The organism is Janthinobacterium sp. YR213, from assembly GCF_900099875.1.
GTDB lineage: Bacteria > Pseudomonadota > Gammaproteobacteria > Burkholderiales > Burkholderiaceae_D > Janthinobacterium > Janthinobacterium lividum.
In genome coordinates this window covers 39,083-53,796 of record NZ_FNDA01000004.1, presented here as the reverse complement: position 1 = coordinate 53,796, position 14,714 = coordinate 39,083, and the positions used below count along the sequence as shown (strand labels likewise).

General features: G+C 64.2%; 12 protein-coding genes. 6 read left to right on the top strand and 6 right to left on the bottom strand.

Going from position 1 to position 14,714, the window contains the following annotated elements; all coding sequences use genetic code 11:
- The gene (locus tag BLT98_RS17915) at positions 1-1,029 is read left to right on the top strand and encodes a leucine-rich repeat domain-containing protein (protein ID WP_092610114.1); all 1,029 of its coding nucleotides are present in this window, start codon (positions 1-3) and stop codon (positions 1,027-1,029) included.
- On the opposite strand, the gene BLT98_RS17910 is transcribed toward BLT98_RS17915, so the two are convergent.
- A complete protein-coding gene (locus BLT98_RS17910; RefSeq protein ID WP_092610111.1) occupies positions 1,026-2,072 on the bottom strand; it encodes a hypothetical protein in 1,047 nt (348 codons plus the stop codon). The two genes, BLT98_RS17915 and BLT98_RS17910, sit on opposite strands and share 4 nt — an antisense overlap.
- 134 nt (positions 2,073-2,206) lie before the next feature.
- Between BLT98_RS17910 and BLT98_RS17905 the strand changes: the two genes are divergently transcribed.
- Complete coding sequence (locus BLT98_RS17905) at positions 2,207-2,938, top strand: alpha/beta fold hydrolase (protein WP_092610107.1); 732 nt, start codon at positions 2,207-2,209, stop codon at positions 2,936-2,938.
- Here the strand turns inward: BLT98_RS17905 and BLT98_RS17900 are convergent.
- The 3 genes from BLT98_RS17900 to htpG form a co-directional block, all read right to left on the bottom strand.
- The gene (locus BLT98_RS17900) at positions 2,915-3,280 is read right to left on the bottom strand and encodes a hypothetical protein (RefSeq protein WP_139179308.1); all 366 of its coding nucleotides are present in this window, start codon (positions 3,278-3,280) and stop codon (positions 2,915-2,917) included. The two genes, BLT98_RS17905 and BLT98_RS17900, sit on opposite strands and share 24 nt — an antisense overlap.
- Complete coding sequence (locus BLT98_RS17895) at positions 3,277-3,666, bottom strand: hypothetical protein (protein ID WP_092610101.1); 390 nt, start codon at positions 3,664-3,666, stop codon at positions 3,277-3,279. The genes BLT98_RS17900 and BLT98_RS17895 overlap by 4 nt, the downstream gene beginning before the upstream one ends.
- Before the next feature lie 149 nt (positions 3,667-3,815).
- Positions 3,816-5,735, bottom strand: a complete 1,920-nt coding sequence (gene htpG / locus BLT98_RS17890; protein ID WP_092610098.1) for a molecular chaperone HtpG — start codon at positions 5,733-5,735, stop codon at positions 3,816-3,818.
- Positions 5,736-6,061: 326 nt separating this feature from the next.
- On the opposite strand from htpG, the gene BLT98_RS17885 reads away from it, so the two are divergent.
- Positions 6,062-6,838, top strand: a complete 777-nt coding sequence (locus BLT98_RS17885; protein ID WP_170846420.1) for a PEP-CTERM sorting domain-containing protein — start codon at positions 6,062-6,064, stop codon at positions 6,836-6,838.
- A gap of 37 nt (positions 6,839-6,875) precedes the next feature.
- On the opposite strand, the gene BLT98_RS17880 is transcribed toward BLT98_RS17885, so the two are convergent.
- The gene (locus BLT98_RS17880; protein ID WP_244517551.1) at positions 6,876-8,300 is read right to left on the bottom strand and encodes an aminotransferase-like domain-containing protein; all 1,425 of its coding nucleotides are present in this window, start codon (positions 8,298-8,300) and stop codon (positions 6,876-6,878) included.
- A gap of 137 nt (positions 8,301-8,437) precedes the next feature.
- Between BLT98_RS17880 and BLT98_RS17875 the strand changes: the two genes are divergently transcribed.
- The 3 genes from BLT98_RS17875 to BLT98_RS17865 all read left to right on the top strand — a co-directional run bounded on the left by BLT98_RS17875 (position 8,438) and on the right by BLT98_RS17865 (position 12,367).
- Positions 8,438-9,349 carry a DMT family transporter gene (locus BLT98_RS17875; RefSeq protein ID WP_034777990.1) on the top strand — a complete coding sequence of 304 codons (912 nt, stop codon included), beginning with the start codon at positions 8,438-8,440 and terminating at the stop codon, positions 9,347-9,349.
- Positions 9,350-9,525: 176 nt separating this feature from the next.
- Positions 9,526-10,719, top strand: a complete 1,194-nt coding sequence (locus BLT98_RS17870) for an aminotransferase-like domain-containing protein (RefSeq protein ID WP_092610089.1) — start codon at positions 9,526-9,528, stop codon at positions 10,717-10,719.
- Positions 10,720-11,008: 289 nt separating this feature from the next.
- Positions 11,009-12,367 (top strand): diguanylate cyclase domain-containing protein, encoded by a 1,359-nt coding sequence (locus BLT98_RS17865; RefSeq protein WP_092610086.1) that lies wholly within the window; start codon positions 11,009-11,011, stop codon positions 12,365-12,367.
- On the opposite strand, the gene BLT98_RS17860 is transcribed toward BLT98_RS17865, so the two are convergent.
- Positions 12,364-14,625: a TonB-dependent hemoglobin/transferrin/lactoferrin family receptor gene (locus BLT98_RS17860; RefSeq protein ID WP_092610083.1), complete on the bottom strand. Its 2,262-nt coding sequence runs from the start codon at positions 14,623-14,625 to the stop codon at positions 12,364-12,366. The genes BLT98_RS17865 and BLT98_RS17860 overlap by 4 nt on opposite strands.
- Between the last annotated feature and the right edge of the window lie 89 nt (positions 14,626-14,714).

Here is a 14,714-nt window from a genome sequence, read left to right as displayed (position 1 = left end):
ATGACGCAAACAAGACAGCCGCAGCGCATCCAGAACCCCGAGCGCATCGACGCCGCGGCGATCCGCGCCGCCATCGCCAGCGGTCAGCAGGTGCTGGTGCAGTTCGATACCCTGGCCGAGCCGGGGCCGCTGCTGGCCGACCTCGACGCCCTGGCCGCCACCTGCGGCACGGCGCTGACCATCCGCATCTACGGCTATGACCCGAGGGTGTTCGATGCCCGTATCCTGCGCGCGCTGCCGCATGTGGCCAGCCTGTCCATCGATTGCCACTGGCAAGCCATCCATCTGGAAGTGCTGGGCGAGCTGCGCCATCTGAAGCGCCTGAGCCTGGGCGTCTACCAGCTGGCGGAGGGCGACATCCTGCAGCTGGACAATTTGCGCGGCCTCGAATACCTGAACCTGGGCGAATCGGCCAGGAACAATATCGACCTGGCACCCCTGCGCCACTACGCGCACCTGGCCAGCCTGGTCATCGAGGGCCACCATCAGCACATCGACACCCTGGCCAGCCTGCCGGCGCTGCACGAGCTGTCGCTGTACCGCATCAAGAACAAGGTGCCGCTGGATTTCATCTCGGCGATGGACCGCCTGGACAGGCTGCTGTTGCAGCTGGGCGGCCGCGAATCGCTCGCCCACATCGAGGCGCCGCTGTTGAAGAAACTTGAAGTGATACGCGTGCGCGGCCTGGAAACGCTGGGCGACATCGGCCGCTTCCCGCTGCTGCAGGCGCTATGGGTGGAAGACCAGATCAAGCTGCGGCAGATCGCGCTGGGGGCCAATCCCGTGCTCGAACGCCTGAACCTGCACACCTGCAAGACGCTCGACAGCCTGCCCGGCCTCGCCGCCCTGCCCGCACTGCGCCAGCTGTCGGCATCCGAGACCATGCTCGACGTCGACGCACTGCTGCAGGATATGCCCGCGTCGCTGACGCAAGTGCGCCTGCGCACGGGCAAAAAAACACGCGACGACGCCATCGCCGCGCAACTGGCGCAACTGGGCTACGACAGCGCGCGCGCAGTATTGACCTAGCGGACCTGGCGGCTGGCTACCAGCTTGCGCTGCCACAGCGCCACGTCGATCATCACGCCATCGGCGCCCGTGTTGCGGATGTAGACGCGGTAGCTGCCCTGCCCCATGTCGCCATCGAGGTAGGCCGTGCGCTCATTGCGCTGCAGCCTGGCGCCTTTGGCCAGCTGGCGGTAGCGCTCGACCACCGTGTCAAAGCTGGCATAGCTGCGCAGCGCCACTTCCAGGTCGCGCGGCGGGCGGCCTTCGGCATGGTCCAGCACATTGTTCTGTTTCTTGCCCTTCAGCGTGAGCGGATAGGCAAACACGCCGGCGCCGGCCGACGTCAGCACCGTGGATTTATCGAGCAGCAGCGGCAGCAGCGCCGGCGGATACGCGGGCGGCAGCTGGGCGCGGTTCCAGCCCGGCAAGGCCGGCTGCGCCAGCACATATTCGACGCTGGCGATCTTCTGCCCGTCGGCGCCCGCTTCCTTGTCGCCCGCGATCAGCGCCAGCATGGGCGGCAATTGCCGGGCCCAGGCCAGCAAGGGCGCCGCATCCCCGACCAGCATGCCCTTGCGGTGGAACACCGTCAGCACCGCATTCGGATCGGGATTGCAGACTTTCGCCAGCGGCTGCCCCTCCAGGCGGCAATGCCCGTTGACAAGGCCAAAGGCGATGATGGCGCCGCGCTTGTCGAGCAGCATGGCGCCGCGTTCGCGGCCCTGCTTGCGGTCATTCATCGAGGCCAGCAACTGGCGGCCATCGGCCAGCACGCTGCGCGTGGCGTCGCGCTTTTCGCTGATCGCTTCAAGCGCCTGCGCCAGCAGCAGTTCATCGTCTTCCGTGTAGCTGCCGCGCGCGTAACCGAAGAAATCGAACAGGGCCGCGCGCACTTGCGGGTCTTCACTCAGGCGCGGCAAGGGGCCGCCTGTCAACAGGGAAGACAGGCTTTTCCCGGCCGGCGCCGAGGGTGCCGCCGTGGCGCGGGCCGGCTGGGAAAGGACGCATGCCGCTGCCAGCAAGGCGCCGCCCAGGGTGCGGTAATTCGATAAAATGATATACATGATTCTGTCTGTCGGTGATTTGACCGCGATTCCGGCCACGCATGGCGCGCCGGCGATTCTAGCATGGCGCCAGTCCCCATGCGGTGCGGCTGGCGGACGGCGCGTGTGCCGGCGTGGCTGTTATGATGGCCGCAATGACGATACCAACCCACGCCTCGCCCCTGCTTGTCCTTCTGCCCGGCATGGATGGCACGGCACGGCTATTCCACCGTTTTGACGCCGCCTTGCGCGCACAGGCCGCCATCGACACCCAAGCCATCGCCTATCCGGCCGCGCCACTCGATTACGCGGCGCTGGAAGCATTCGTGCGCGAGCGCTTGCCGCGGGACCGCCCCTTCGTCGTGCTGGCCGAATCGTTTTCGGGCCCGCTGGGCGCCGCCCTGCGCGCCGAGCCGCCGCCGGGCATGCGCGCCCTGGTCCTGTGCTGTTCGTTTGTGCGCAATCCGCGCCCGATGCTGGCGCCGCTGCGCCACCTGCTCGGCCTTGTGCCCTTTGGCGCCATGCCCGGCTTCGCTCTGCGCCAGGCGCTGCTGGCGCCCTGCTCCACGCCGCAGTTGCAGGATGAACTGGCAGCGGCGCTGGCCCAAGTGCCGCCCAGCGTGCTGCGCCAGCGCCTGCGCGCCGTGCTGGAAACCGATGCCTCGCGCAGCTTCGCGCGCGGCAGCCTGCCCGTGCTGTATCTGCGCGCCCGCCACGACCGCCTGGTGCCGCCCGCGAACGCCGTGCAGATACTGCGGCAGGCAGCAGGCGCGCAACTGGCCGACATCGCCGCGCCGCACATGCTGCTGCAGGCGGCGCCGGAAGCGGCGGCCGTCGCCGTCACCGCCTTTCTCGCGGGCCTGTCAGCCGCGCAGGTATCCGCTTAAACGCGCACTGGCCAGCACGGCCAGCCAGCTCACGCCGCCCGACAACACGCTGAAATAGATGGCCCGCAGCGGATGGTGGGGCAGCAGGTACGCGAGCACGGCCGCACCCAGCAGACCGCACAGCGCAGGCTTCCACCAGCCGGGCGGCAGCAGCGCCAGCAACAGATTCGTGCCCGCATACACGTAAAACACCAGCAGCAGGGACAGGCCGCCGGCCACGCCGCGCGAGCCCAGGCTGCCAAACAGCTGCGTGTACAGGTAAAAACCCAGCCAGCTCAATGCGATAAACAGCAGGCAGCCCAGCGTATGCGCGCCCAGGCCGGTCATCAGGCGAATTTTCACGGTTGCTTGAGTACAGGAATGAAGCGGTGGCCGCAGGCATGGCACATGAAGGTACGCGCATACTTGTCCTGCAAGGCGGCGGCCTCCTTGTCCCAATTGGCGACGAAGGTCGTTTGCGACAAGGCGATGGAGGCGACGCCCCCTGCCACGAAGATCCAGAACAGGCCATTCGCGCCGGCCTGGTAAAAGACGACGGCGGCAATGATAAAAATGATCACACCCAATACGATCAGCCCTGCCTTCTGGTGGGTCTGCATCGTCGGCCCTGCGGCCTGGCGTGACAGCAAGGTCTGGCTGCGCGTACGCGCATGGCCGTGGATGAAATCACCATCGATCCTGCCCGACATATGGGTAGAGGTGCCGGAGATGCCGGAGGCATGCACCATGGAGAGGCGTTGAACGTTGGAACTGTCACATGCCGGGCAATGCGCCATTGCTTTTTCCATAAAATAAAATAATCGCGCACTGTAGCATAAAAAAAAGCCGGCCCTTTCACGCAGAAAGGGCCGGCTTGCTTACGTCGACAGCCAGGCGTTTACTTCGCCGAATTGAGCAGCAATTCGTTGAGGCGTTTCACGAAGCTGGCCGGGTCGGCCAGCGAACCACCTTCGGCCAGCATGGCCTGGTCGAACAGGATGTTGGCCCAGTCGCCGAACTTGCCGCCTTCGGCATCTTCGTATTTCAGGCGCGTCACCAGCGGGTGGTTCGGGTTGATTTCCAAAATCGGCTTCGACTCCGGCGCGCTCTGGCCCGCAGCTTTGAGCATGCGCAGCAGGTTGCCCGACAATTCGTTTTCATCGGCCACCAGGCAGGCTGGCGAATCGGTCAGGCGGAACGTCACGCGCACGTCCTTGGCCTTGTCGGCCAGCACGGTCTTCATCTTGCCCACCAGGTCGGCGTACGAGGTTTCCGTTTCTTCGTGCTCTTTCTTTTCCGCTTCGTCTTCCAGCGCGCCCAGGTCCAGACCGCCTTTTGCGACGGAGACCAGTTCCTTGCCTTCGAAGTCCTGGATAAACGACAGCATCCATTCATCGACGCGGTCCGTCAGCAGCAGCACTTCGACGCCCTTCTTGCGGAAGATTTCCAGGTGCGGGCTGTTCTTGGCGGCAGCGTAGTTATCGGCCGTGACGTAGTAAATCTTGTCCTGGCCTTCCTTCATGCGCGCCACGTAGTCGGCGAACGAGGTGATTTGCTCGTCGCTGTCGTTGGCCGTCGACGCAAAGCGCAGCAGCTTGGCCAGGCGTTCCTTGTTGGCCGCGTCTTCGCCGATGCCTTCTTTCAGCACCTGGCCGAATTCCTTCCAGAAGACGGCGTACTTGTCCTTCTTGTCCTGCTCGTCGGCGTTCGCCAGTTCTTCCAGCATGCCCAGCACGCGCTTGGTCGATCCTTCGCGGATCACCTTGACGTCGCGCGACTCCTGCAGGATTTCACGCGACACGTTCAGCGGCAGGTCGGCCGAGTCGATCACCCCACGCACGAAGCGCAGGTAGGTCGGCATCAGCTGCTCGGCATCGTCCATGATGAAGACGCGCTTGACGTACAGCTTGATGCCGCCGCGCTTGTTGCGGTCCCACATGTCGAACGGCGCCTTGGCCGGAATGTACAGCAGCTGCGTGTATTCGCTGCGGCCTTCCACGCGGTTGTGCGTGTGCGTCAGCGGCGACTGGAAGTCGTGCGACACGTGCTTGTAGAATTCGTCGTACTGTTCCGGCGTGATGTCGGCCTTGTTGCGGGCCCACAGGGCGCTGGCCTGGTTGACGGTTTCGAATTCGTCTTTCAGGACGGTTTCTTTTTTCTCGTCGTCCCACTCTTCCTTCTGCATCACGATCGGCAGCGAGATATGGTCCGAGTATTTGCGGATGATGGACTTGATCTTCCAGCTCGACAGCAATTCGTCCTCGCCTTCGCGCAGGTGCAGGATGATGTCCGTGCCGCGCGACGGCTTGTCGATCGATTCGATGCTGTAATCGCCTTCGCCGGCCGATTCCCAGCGCACGCCTTCGGAAGCGTCCACGCCGGCGCGGCGCGTTTCGACGGTGACCTTGTCGGCGACGATGAAGCCCGAATAGAAGCCCACGCCGAACTGGCCGATCAGGGCCGCGTCCTGCTGCTGGTCGCCCGACAGCTTGCCGAAGAATTCCTTGGTGCCCGACTTGGCGATGGTGCCCAGGTGCGAGATCGCCTCGTCACGGGTCATGCCGATGCCGTTGTCGGAAATGGTGATGGTGCGCGCATCCTTGTCGAAGCTGACCTTGATCTTCAATTCGTGATCGTTGCCGTACAGGGCGTCGTTATCGATCGCTTCAAAGCGCAATTTGTCGGCCGCGTCGGACGCGTTCGAGATCAATTCGCGCAGGAAGATTTCCTTGTTCGAGTACAGGGAATGGATCATCAGGTGCAGCATTTGCTTCACTTCGGTCTGAAAACCCAGGGTTTGCTTTTCGGAGACAGCCATTTTTACCTCATAGTCTTGTGGATGGGACGGATGCTACGGAGTTGGGGATGGTACAAGCGATTTCAAGGCGTCCTTGCGTAAATGTGGGAGTGTGAAAGTCGAGCTGAGGTGTGTAGCGCCCAGATGGCGCGATGTGCAGGCGCGCCCATGCCCCTAACCCATAGCAAAAACGACAACAAAACAGGCAGATCAATTGAGCGTCATAAGGATGAGACCGGCATTAATATTAATTTTCTACTAATTAAAAAGGAGATACGGTCGTGAAACGCATATCAAAGATATCTGCTTGTATTCGCATGCCGCTGTACAAGGCGCGCTCCCGCTGCATGTCTGCTACGGCTGCTGCCGCTGGCGCAACATCCATCACCGCGCGTCAGCCCAGGGGCATGATGCTGGCCGTGCGCACCGGCATCCTGGCTGGCGTGCTGGCGCTGCCCGCCATGGCCCAGGCGACCGTGATCGAGTTCAGCGTGAGCGGCATCGTCGCCCAGGGCATGGACGACTTACACCTGTTTACCGCTTACGGCGAATCATCACTGGTGGGCAAGGCGTATACGATGAAGTTCCTGCTCGATACCTCGACGCTGACAGAGAGCCAGTCCGGCAACATCCATGGCGCCAGTAATTCAAGCACTGGCGCCCCCGTCTACTTTTCCGGCGAGATCACGATGGGCAACCGCCGCCACAACTGGACCCTGGATACCAACGGCTACGCCAGCATGTATCTGCTGCCCCCAAGCAATATCCTGATGACTGGCTCCGGTGGCTACGACTCCGGGCAGTACAAGGTGATGTCCATGATTGACCTCTATGCCGGCGGCGGATCGACACCGTACTTTGACAGCGCGGAGTTTGAGCAGCGTATCGAATTCAAGGATTTCCACGATCCCTGGGGCTACAGCTCCCAATTCGAGCTAACCTATACGGCCCCGCGCTATCCGGACGACAATGGCGCCTACGTCGCCACCACCAAATTCGTCGGCACCGGCACCTATGCCCTGTGGCGGGTACGCGAAGTGCCGGAACCCGCGCAAGCGGGCATGCTGCTGGCCGGCGTGGCGCTGCTGGCGGTCATGGGCCACCGGAAGCGCCGCCGCGCCTGAGCCGCTCGCGCGCGCAGGATGAGGCAGCGTGGCCCGCCTACCCCAGCGCGCGCTCGAAAAACGTCCAGACCCGCTGGTCCTGCACCGTGGCCAGGTTCAGGCGCATGCGGGTCGATGGCAGCTGGCGCGGCGAAAACAGGCTGCCCGGCGCCAGCACCAGCCCCTCGGCCAGCGCCTTCTCGGCCAGGACATTCGTGTCGCAGCCCGCATCGGCCCACACGAACATGCCGGCCGGTGCGGGATCGAAACGCAGGCCGGCCCGCTCGGCGCGGCGATACGTGCCCTCACGCACCTTGTCGAGCCGCGCGCGCAGGCGCTCCGCATGCTTGCGGTACAGCCCCTGCGAGAGGATCTTATACACGACGCGTTCGCCGATGTCGCTGGTGGTCAAGGTGGCCAGCATCTTGCGGTCGGCCAGGCGCTGCGCCCGCTCCGGCGACGTGGCGATAAAGCCCACGCGCAGGTTCGCCGCCAGGCTCTTGGAAAAGCCGCCCAGGTAAATCACGCGGCGCAGCTGGTCCAGCGCGGCCAGGCGCGTGGCCGGCTGCACCAGACCGGCTGCGCCCGGGTGCATGTCGCAATAGATGTCATCCTCGACGATGAGGAAATCGTGCTGTTCGGCCAGGCGCAGCACCTGGAACGCCTTGGCCGCCGACAGCGACGTCGAACTGGGGTTGTGCAGCACCGAGTTGATCACGTACAGCTTGGGGCGGTGCAGCGCCGCCAGCTCGGCCAGCACGGCGATATCGGGGCCGTCACCCAGGCGCGGGATGCCGATGACGTTCATGCCCATGGCGGCAAAGGCGCCGAACATCAGCCAGTACGCGGGATCGTCGACGAAAATGGTGTCGCCGGGGCGGGCGAACTCGCGCGCCACCAGGTCCAGCGCCTGCATCACGCCCACCGTGGTGACGATCTGCTCGGGCGGACAGGCGATTTCCAGTCCCGCCAGCTTCAGTTGCAACTGCTGGCGCAGGGGCAGGAAACCCTGCGGCGTGCCGTAGCCCAGCAGCAAACTGCCAGGCTGGCGGCTGACGTCGCGCAAGGCGCGCGCCACCAGGTCGCCATCGAGCCACTCGGCAGGCAGCATGCCGGTGCCGGGCGCGGGGATGGCCGGCGTCTGGCGGAACATGTTACGGATCAGCCAGACCACGTCCATCGGCTGCGCCACCGCGTCCTGCGCGCCAGCGGGCGGCGCCGGCGTATTCAGGGGCGAGCGCTCGCGCACGAAAAAGCCGGCGCCGCGCCGCGATTCCAGGTAGCCGCGCGCCACCAGCTTGTCGTAGCTGGCCACCACCGTGGCGCACGACACGTCCAGGCTGGCGGCGCACTGGCGGATCGAGGGCATGCGCGCGCCGCCGCGCAGCAGCTTGTCGTCGATGCGCGCCGCCAGCGAGCGCGTGATCTGGTCGATCAGGGTTTCGCCCGAGGCGCGCGACAACAAGGGAAGTGTATTGCTCATATGACCATGACAGTATGTGAAATTATGCGTGAAAGTGTATTTGTACTGTATTGCTATTGAGCCCTAGGATAGCAGTACCGGGCGCATTCATCCACATCTGCCCGTCTTTATTCCACGCCACCCGCACCAGGACAGCCATGCCATCGCACGCCACCACCTCCCCCAGTTCCCTCCCGCGCCTCGGCGCCGACCGCACAGGCCTGTTGCTGGGATTGATCGCCGTCGCCCTCTTCAGCCTGACCCTGCCCTTTACGCGGCTGGCCGTGGCCGAACTCGACCCCACTTTTGTCGCCCTGGGCCGCGCCCTGGTGGCAGCCGCCCTGGCCGGCCTGTGGCTATGGCAGCAGCGCGCGCCCATGCCGCGCCGCGAACAGTGGCTGCCGCTGGCGCTCGTGTCGCTGGGCTGCGTGCTGGGTTTTCCCTGGCTGACCTCAATCGCCATGCGCAGCCTGCCCGCCTCGCATGGCGCCGTGCTGGTGGGCATCCTGCCGCTGGCCACCGCCGTGTTTGCCGTGCTGCGCGGCAAGGAACGCCCATCGCCGGGTTTCTGGCTGATGGCCCTGCTCGGCACGGCGCTGGTGGTGGCCTTCGCGCTGCGCCAGGGCGGCGGCAGCTTCCACCTGGCGGACTGGCTGATCTTTGCCGCCGTCCTGCTGGCTGCACTCGGCTATGCCGAAGGGGGGCGCCTGGCGCAAGCGATGCCGGGCCAGCATGTAATTTCCTGGGCCCTGCTGCTGGCCGTGCCTTTTGTCTTGCCCGTGGTACTGTGGAACGCCTGGCCGCAGCGCGCGCTGATGGCGCAGGCCAGCGGCGCGGCCTGGCTGGGCTTTGCCTACATTTCCGTGTTTTCCATGTTTATCGGCTTCTTTTTCTGGTACCGGGGCATGGCGCTGGGCGGCGTGGCGCGCGTGGGACAAACGCAGCTGCTGCAGCCTTTCCTCACCCTGGTGGGCGCGGCCGTGCTGCTGAACGAGCCGTTGACGGGTGAAAGCCTGCTGTTTGCCGGCGCCGTGATCGCCGTCGTAGGCATAGGACGCAAGCTGAAGTAAAGTGCCTTGACGCCCATTTGCAACGCCGTTGCGCGTGCGGATGGGCAGAGCAGCGTGCAAGCCGTACAATACCGCAGCACCATGGCGACGCCTATCCGGCGCCGCTTGCGCACGCACCGCCACAAGCGGGCCAACAAATCCAGCCGGCGCAGCTCGGCATCTTCTGTGAGACTCGTATGAAAATTGAAAATCCGAATCCGATCCAATGGCGCTTTGCCGAACGCGCGGAACAGCTGCAAAGCTCGTTCATCCGCGAAATCCTGAAGATCACGCAGCGTCCCGAGATCATCTCGTTTGCCGGCGGCCTGCCCTCGCCCGCCACCTTCCCCGTGGAAGAAATGAAGACCGCCTTCGACAAGGTCCTGTCGAACAATGGCAAAGTGGCCCTGCAATACGGCCCGACCGACGGCTACCTGCCGCTGCGCCAGTGGATCGCCGACTCGCTCTCCAGCAGCGGCAGCACCATCATGCCGGAACAGGTGCTGATGACGTCCGGCTCGCAGCAGGCGCTGGACTTGCTGGGCAAGGTCCTGATCGACGAAGGCAGCAAGGTTCTGGTGGAAACCCCCAGCTACCTGGGCGCCCTGCAGGCGTTTTCCGTCTACCGTCCCGAATTCGTTTCCGTCGACACCGATGACGAAGGCCTGGTGCCGTCGTCGATCAACCCCGTCGCCGATGGCGCGCGCCTGCTGTACGCGCTGCCGAACTTCCAGAACCCGACGGGCCGCAGCCTGTCCGTGGCGCGCCGCGTGGAGCTGGTGGAAACCTGCGCCCGCCACGGCCTGCCGCTGATCGAGGATGATCCGTACGGCGCCCTGAGCTACAGCGGCGAGCCGTATCCGAAGATGATCAACATGAATCCGGACGGCGTGATCTACATGGGTTCGTTCTCGAAAGTGCTCACGCCGGGCATCCGCCTCGGCTACGTGGTGGCGCCGATGCCGCTGGTGCGCCGCCTGGAACTGGCCAAGCAGGCGGCCGACCTGCACACGTCGCAGCTGACGCAGATGGTCGTGCATGAAGTGATCAAGGATGGCTTCCTGGAGCGGCATATCCCCAGCATCCGCAGCCTGTACGGCAACCAGTGCCAGGCCATGCTGTCGGCGCTGGAAGAGCACTTCCCGGCCGGCGTTACGTGGACCAGACCGGAAGGCGGCATGTTCATCTGGGTCACCCTGCCGAAGCACATCGACGCGATGACACTGCTCGATGAAGCCATCGCCAACAAGGTCGCCTTCGTGCCGGGCGCGCCGTTCTACGCGAACACGCCGGAAACGCACACCTTGCGCCTGTCATTCGTGACGGTGCCGCCGGAACGCATCCGCGAAGGCATCGCCATCCTGGGCAAACTGATCGCCGCAAAAATGTAACTCGCCTCTTCACGCCCCGCTGCCGCGGGGCGTATCACTGCTGCCCCCAGCGCCAAGGGGCACGCATCTTTTCCGCTAAAAACCGCCTTCACGATGGCAACTTCGTGTATTTATTCATAAAAATATTAAAATAATAATATTTTACCGCCTCGTGCACCATCGATTTTTCCACCCAAAAAATTAGCAAAGCGGTATGATTTGACCGCTGTATCCGATTTGAACCCAGTCAGCATCACTTAAAGTGCAGCAAACGCTGGCATCGCAAAGTACATCGAGAAGGCCGGAAGCAATGAGTCCAGGCAGTGTGGAGCATTCCCAGAGGCGCAACGCCGCCATTTTGATTGTCGATGATGCGCCGGCCAACCTTGAGCTGCTGCGCAAGCTGATGAGCGAACAGGGTTATCAAACCTATGTCGCCACGTCCGGCGAACGGGCGCTGGCGATCGCCCAGCGCGCCCACCCGGACCTGATCCTGCTCGACGTGCTGATGCCGGAGATGGACGGCATCGAAACGTGCCGCCGCCTCAAGCAGCATCCGCTGACGCAGCGCATTCCCGTCATCTTCATGAGCGCCAAGACGGAAACGGAAGACGTGGTGGCCGGCTTCGACTGCGGCGCCGTCGACTACATCAGCAAGCCGCTGCGCATGGCCGAAGTGTGCGCGCGCGTACGCGCCCAGCTGCAGATCCGCAGCAACAATGAAAACCAGCAGGAACAGGCCGAGCGCCTGCGCACCATCGTCAACAACATGGCCGAGGGCTTGCTGATCATCGAAGCCGATGGCCGCATCCAGTACACCAACCCGGCTTGCGACCAGTACCTGGGCTACCGCGAAAACGAACTGGCCGGACGCTCCATCGGCGAACTGCTCAGCCCCCTGGTGACGCAGGAATACCTCGATTACTTCGCCATGTACGCGGCCAATCCCGAGAAGGCGCACAACCACGGCACGCGCGAAGTGGCGATCCGCCACCGTAACGGCGAGACACTGTGCATGGACCTGACCCTGACGCCCATGTATCTGCGCCAACCCTTGTATATCGGCCTGCTGCACGACATCACGCACCACAAGCAGTCGGAAGACGCCTTGCAGCGCGCCGCCTACCTCGATCCGCTGACAAAAATCGCCAACCGCCGGCATTTCGACAGCTTCCTGGAAAAGGAATGGCAGCGCGCCGTGCGCGGCGGCGGCGCCCTGTCGCTGGTGGTGCTCGACGTCGACCACTTCAAGCTGTACAACGACAGCCTGGGCCACCCGGCCGGCGACAGCTGCCTGCAGCAGGTGGCGCAAGCCATCGCCTCGCACGCCGCCCGCCCGGGCGACCTGGCGGCCCGCTACGGCGGCGAGGAATTCGTCCTGCTGTTCGCCGACACGGATGCCGAAAGCGCCCTGCACCTGGCCGAAGCCATCCGCGTGCACATCGAGGCACTGCAATTGCCGCACCCTCGATCTGGCACCTCGCCATGGATCACCGTCAGCATCGGCGTGGCGACCATCCACCCGCACCAGCTGGACGACCGCAAGGTGCTGTTCGTCGCGGCCGACCGCGCCCTGTACGTGGCCAAGGAAGAGGGGCGCAACCAGGTGCGCGCCACGCAGTCGGGCAGCACGGCCTGGGAAACGGTCAAGGCGCTCGTTCTACGTTAGAACTTTCTCGACACGCTCAGTTTCGCATTGCGCCCCACGCCCGTCACGGCTTCACTCAGGTACGGCATGTAGTTGCGGTTGAAGACATTATCGACCGTCAAGCGTACTTCCGTGCCGCGCCACACTCCCGGCCCGCCATGCCACGAAGCGAACAGGGTGTGCAGCGCATAGCCTTTCGATGGCGGCAGGCGGTAGACAGTCCCCACCGGCAGGACGCGGTCCTGCTTCGCCACGAAGCGGCCCTGCCAGCCGATGCTGGCCCCGAGGTCGGGCATGCGCCAGCCCAGGCCCGCCATCAATTTATCCGGGGCGATGGTCGACACGGGTTCGTCCTGGCCCCACGGGTCGCGCTGGGAACCGGTGCGCGTGCCGCGCTGCTTCGACAACGAAGCGCTGGCAAACAGGCGCGGCGAGTTGTAGTAGGACTCGACTTCCACGCCCTGCGTGTGGAAACCGGCCAGATTGCGGTAGGACGACAGGGCTGGCGGCACCTTGCCCGATCCCGGCACATAGCCTTCGATCAGGATGCCCAGGCGCGGGCCGATATTGTCGCTGACCTTGTTGCGGTACGCCGTCAGGCGCAGCTGCACGTCGTCGCGCTCCATGAATACGTTCTGCCGATGCAGCATGACGCCCGTGCGCACGGCCGTCACCCGCTCGACGGCCAGGTCGCGGCTGGTGCCCGGTGTCGATGAACCGAGCCTGGACGACACATAGTATTCGTTCGAATACATCTCGTCGATCGTCGGCGCGCGCCAGGTGCGGCTCAAGTCGCCGAACAGCGCCACGCTGCCCGACGCCTTCCAGAACAGGCCCAGGCGGGGAGACCAGTCCTCGTGCGCCTTTTCGCTGAAGTCGTGGCCAGCCGCCGCCAGCGGGCTGTTGTAGCGCGACGCCTTGTTCGGCACGCCCTCGGAAACGACCCGGTCGTGGCGCAGCGCCGCCGTCACCGTCAGGTCGCCATACGTCATCGCATCCTGCAGATACAGGCCCGTGGTTTCCTGGCGCCCGGCCGGCATGTAGTAGGGCTGGAAGTAGCCGTAGTTGTAGCTGGGATCCTTCAGCGCCGTCGACGACGGGTAGTACATCAGGGTGTCGCGCACGTTCTTGTGCCATTGCAGGCCCGTTAGCAGCACGTGCGAAATGGCACCCGTCGTAAACACGCTTTCGTTGCGCACCTCCGCAATGCGGTCCACGTACGAGGCCCAGCTCTCGTTGCCCAGGGATCCCAGGTAGGAGCCCAGCGAAGCGGACGGCAGGCGCTTGTCATGCTGGTCCGTGTGCGAATAGCCGGCGCTGGCCGTCAGCTTGATCCATGGATTGTCCTGCGGCGCGTACTGCCACTTCACGGAATACGTATCGTCGTCCTGGTCGCGGTATACGGCCTTGCGCTGCCACGCCTCTTCCAGTCCGTACTTGCGTATCTCCGCCTCGGTTGGCGTCGGCACGTCCTCGCCCATGGCGGCGAACGGGCCCCAGCCCGTGCTGCCGCTCTTCATCGCCGTCAGGGTCAGGAGCTGTTCCGGCGTCAAACGGATATTCAGCTTGGCCAGGCTCGATGGCGCGTCGATGGCGGAAAAGCGGAATGGCTTGCCATCGGGTTTGCGCAAATCGTCGGACTTGCGCTGCGTGGTGAAGGCCATCGCATCGAAGCGGCCATCTTCCGTGCGGCCGTAGACGGCCACGGTGGCGTCGTTTTCCGCATTGTTCGAATGGCGCGAGTACTTCACCATGGCGCCCACTTTTTCGCCGCCTTCCAGCAAGTCCTGCGCATCCTTGGTCTCGACCGTGATGACGCCGCCGAAGCCGCCATTGCCGTACAAGCTCGTATGCGCGCCCTTGTTCACCTCGATCTGCTTGATCAGTTCCGGCTCGATGAAGATGGAACCCTGGCGGTATTTTTCAAAGCCCTTGGGCACGCCGTCGAGGATGACTTTCACGTCCTGGACTTTATTGAAGCCCCAGATATTGAGACTCTGGCCGCTGGGACGTGCCGTGCCGGCCAGGTCCACGCCAGGCAAGGTATCGAGCAAGGACGCGACGTTGTCGGCCTGCTGGCGTTCGATATCGGCGCTGTTGATATACGAACGGCCGGCCGTGCCGGCGCTGATGGCGTCGCCAAACACGCTGATGGCGGGCATCTGCATGGCGTCAGCCTTGTCGGCCATCGCCGCCGCCCACGCATGGTCGTGCGCGCCGCCCAATGCCAGCGCCAGCGCGGCGGCCAGCGGGGTCAATCCAATTTTGCTGCTCTTCATCGCTATCCTTGCCTGGGTTTGCTTACTGCTTGATGCTTCTGGAATGAAAAATGCTGGGGCAGAGGAAGGCGGTGCACGATCAAGCGGCG

Bases quoted from the DNA above. Each gene is read 5' to 3' on its own strand.
- BLT98_RS17860 (WP_092610083.1), bottom strand. From the start codon at position 14,625: ATGAAGAGCAGCAAAATTGGATTGACCCCGCTGGCCGCCGCGCTGGCG.
- BLT98_RS17885 (WP_170846420.1), top strand. From the start codon at position 6,062: ATGTCTGCTACGGCTGCTGCCGCTGGCGCAACATCCATCACCGCGCGT.
- BLT98_RS17880 (WP_244517551.1), bottom strand. From the start codon at position 8,300: ATGAGCAATACACTTCCCTTGTTGTCGCGCGCCTCGGGCGAAACCCTG.
- BLT98_RS17865 (WP_092610086.1), top strand. From the start codon at position 11,009: ATGAGTCCAGGCAGTGTGGAGCATTCCCAGAGGCGCAACGCCGCCATT.
- BLT98_RS17910 (WP_092610111.1), bottom strand. From the start codon at position 2,072: ATGTATATCATTTTATCGAATTACCGCACCCTGGGCGGCGCCTTGCTG.
- BLT98_RS17870 (WP_092610089.1), top strand. From the start codon at position 9,526: ATGAAAATTGAAAATCCGAATCCGATCCAATGGCGCTTTGCCGAACGC.
- htpG (WP_092610098.1), bottom strand. From the start codon at position 5,735: ATGGCTGTCTCCGAAAAGCAAACCCTGGGTTTTCAGACCGAAGTGAAG.
- BLT98_RS17875 (WP_034777990.1), top strand. From the start codon at position 8,438: ATGCCATCGCACGCCACCACCTCCCCCAGTTCCCTCCCGCGCCTCGGC.
- BLT98_RS17895 (WP_092610101.1), bottom strand. From the start codon at position 3,666: ATGGTGCATGCCTCCGGCATCTCCGGCACCTCTACCCATATGTCGGGC.
- BLT98_RS17905 (WP_092610107.1), top strand. From the start codon at position 2,207: ATGACGATACCAACCCACGCCTCGCCCCTGCTTGTCCTTCTGCCCGGC.
- BLT98_RS17915 (WP_092610114.1), top strand. From the start codon at position 1: ATGACGCAAACAAGACAGCCGCAGCGCATCCAGAACCCCGAGCGCATC.